This is a genomic window from Duganella vulcania (assembly GCF_009857655.1).
GTDB classification, from domain to species: Bacteria; Pseudomonadota; Gammaproteobacteria; order Burkholderiales; family Burkholderiaceae_D; genus Rugamonas; species Rugamonas vulcania.
This window is the reverse complement of record NZ_WWCX01000211.1, coordinates 1-2,793: the sequence shown is the minus strand read 5'-3', so window position 1 is coordinate 2,793 and position 2,793 is coordinate 1. Positions and strand designations below refer to the sequence as shown.

The 2,793-nt window shown below is 71.1% G+C and carries 1 protein-coding gene; it reads right to left on the bottom strand.

Annotated features, from left to right (window positions below):
- On the bottom strand, positions 1-2,793 hold a 2,793-nt coding region (locus GTP90_RS35325; protein WP_161087875.1), incomplete at both ends, for a PAS domain S-box protein.

The following is a 2,793-nucleotide window of genomic DNA, read 5'->3' as shown; positions in this document are numbered from 1 at the left end:
GGCGGCGCGGCCGGCGCCGCGCGCGGCGCCGCCTCGCCGCGCTCGGGCAGCCAGTTGGCGATGGTCTGGTACATCAGCGCCGGCTGGATCGGCTTGGAGATGAAGTCGTCCATGCCGGCCTCGATGCAGCGCACCCGGTCCTCGTTGGTGGCGGTGGCGGTCATGGCCAGCACCCGCATGTCGGCCAGGCTGGGGTCGGCGCGGATGCGGCGCGTGGTCTCCAGGCCGTCCATCAGCGGCATCTGCACGTCCATCAGCACGCAGTCGAAGGCGGTCTGGCGCAGCAGCTCCAGCGCCTCCATGCCGTTGGCGGCCAGGCACACCGACGAGCCGACCTCCTCCAGCATCTCCAGAGCGATCTGCTGGTTGAAGGTGTTGTCCTCGACCAGCAGGATGCGCGCGTGCTTCAGGGGCGCCATCACCGCCGCGCTGCGCGAGGAGGCCAGCAGCTCGGCGGCGGCGTCCTTGACGCGGTCGATCAGCGCCGGCAGCGTGGCGCTGGAGATGCCCAGGCGCGCGGTGAACCAGAAGGTGCTGCCCTGGCCGGGCCGGCTGCGCACGCCCACCTCGCCGCCCATCAGCTGCGCCAGCTGCTTGCAGATAGCCAGGCCCAGGCCGGTGCCGCCGTATTCGCGCGTGGTCGAGGTGTCGGCCTGCTGGAACGACTGGAACAGCTTGCCGATCTCGCTCTCCGACAGGCCGATGCCGCAGTCGCTGACCTCGAAGCGCAGCAGGCAGCCGTTGGCGTCGCCCACCACCTGGCGCACCCGCACCTCGATCCGGCCCTTCTCGCTGAACTTGATGGCGTTGTTGGTGTAGTTGATCAGCACCTGGCCCAGGCGCAGCGGATCGCCGCGCAGCACCTTGGGCAGGTTGGGGTCGAGGTTGAACACCAGCTCCAGCTCGCGGCTGGCGGCCTTGGGCGCCACCACCGTGGTCAGCGTCTGGATCACATGGTCGAGCGCGAAGTCGACCTGCTCGATCTCCAGCTTGCCCGCCTCGATCTTGGAGATGTCGAGGATGTCGTCGATGATGCCCAGCAGGTGCTCACCGGCGAAGCGGATCTTTTCCAGGTAGTCGCGCTGGCGCGGATCGAGGTCGGTCTTGAGCGCCAGGTAGGCCATGCCGATCACGCCGTTCATCGGCGTGCGGATCTCGTGGCTCATGTTGGCCAGGAACTGGCCCTTGGTCTGGCTGGCCTCCTCGGCCAGCATGCGCGCCTGGTTCAGCTCCTCGGTGCGGATCGCCACCCGCTCCTCCAGGTGCTCGTTCAGTTCGCGCAGCTGGTCCTCGCCGCGCTTGCGGTCGGTGATGTCGGTCAGGCTGGCCACCACCAGCGGCACCACGCCGCGCTCGTCGGGAATGGGCTCGGCGTTCACCGACAGCCAGTGCACCTCGCCGTTGGACTGGCTCACGCCCATCACCACGTCGCGCACCGACACGCCGGTGACGATGGCCTGCTGCACCGGATGGCTGGCGGCGTCGAACGGCGTGCCGTCCTCGCGCACGCCGCGCCACAGCATGCCGCCGTCCACCGCCAGCGAGTGCGCCAGCATGCGCGCGGCGGCGGCGTTGCTCTCCAGGATGCGGCCGTCGCCGTCGACCATCACCAGGCCGTTGGTGACGGCGTTGAAGATCGACGCCAGCCGCTGGCTGGAGCTGCGCAGCGCGCTGTCGGCGGCGCGGCGCGCGGTGATGTCGGTCAGCATGGCCAGCGTGCCGGCGTAGTGGCCGGCGTCGGAGTTGATCACGGTGGTCGACAGCAGGCACCACACCACGGCGCCGTCGCGCCGGCGGAAGCAGACGTCGCCCTGGCAGGCCTCGCCGGCCAGGCGGCGCTGCAGGTGCTGCTTGAGCAGGGCCTGGCCGTCGTCGTCCATGAAGTCGGTCATGGCGCGGCCCATCATCTGCTCGATGTCGTAGTCCAGCATGCGCGCCATGGTCGGGTTGACCAGGCTGGTGCGGTCGTCGGCGCCGGTCATCCAGATGCCCTCGGCGGCGGTCTGCACGATCAGGCGGTAGCGCTCGGAGCTGGCGTGCAGCGCCTCCTCGGCGCGCTGGCGCTGGGTCATGTCGCGCAGCGTCATCACCACCAGCTCCTGCCCGCCCAGCATCACCGGCGCGATGTGCACCATCGCCGGGAAGCTGACGCCGTCGGCGCGGATCGCGCTCAGCACCCGGCCCGGCAGGTTGGGGCGCGAGAACAGCTCGCGCGCGCGGCCGGTGCTGCGCATGGCCTCCGGCGCCAGCTGCTCGACCGAGCAGCCGGCCATCGTGCCCTCATAGCCGAAGCTGCGCGCGCAGGCCGGGTTGGCGTAGCGTACCCGCCCGCTCTTGTCGGCGATCAGCATGGCGCCCGGCGTGGCGTCGATCACCGCGCACAGGCGCGCCTCCTCGGCGGCGGCGCGCTCGCTGATGTCGGCCATGGTGCCGGTGGCGCGCAGCGGCCGGCCGGCGGCGTCGCGCTCGACGATCATGCCGCGCGCCAGCACCCAGATCCAGCCGCCGTCGCGGGTGCGCATGCGGTGCTCGCTGACGATCTGGTTGTTCAGGTCCGTGGTGCTGGCCAGGTGGTCCTGGATGCTGCGCTCGACGCGCGCCTGGTCGTCCGGATGCACATGGTCCAGCCACTGCTCCAAGGTCGGCGCGAACTCGCCGTCGCCGTAGCCCAGCAGCTCGCCATAGCGCGGCGACAGCGTCAGCGTGCCGGTGTCGAGCCGCCACTCCCACATGCCCTCGCCGGTGCTGTCCAGCGCGCCGCTGGCGCGGCGCTCGGCGTCGCCCAGTTCCGCG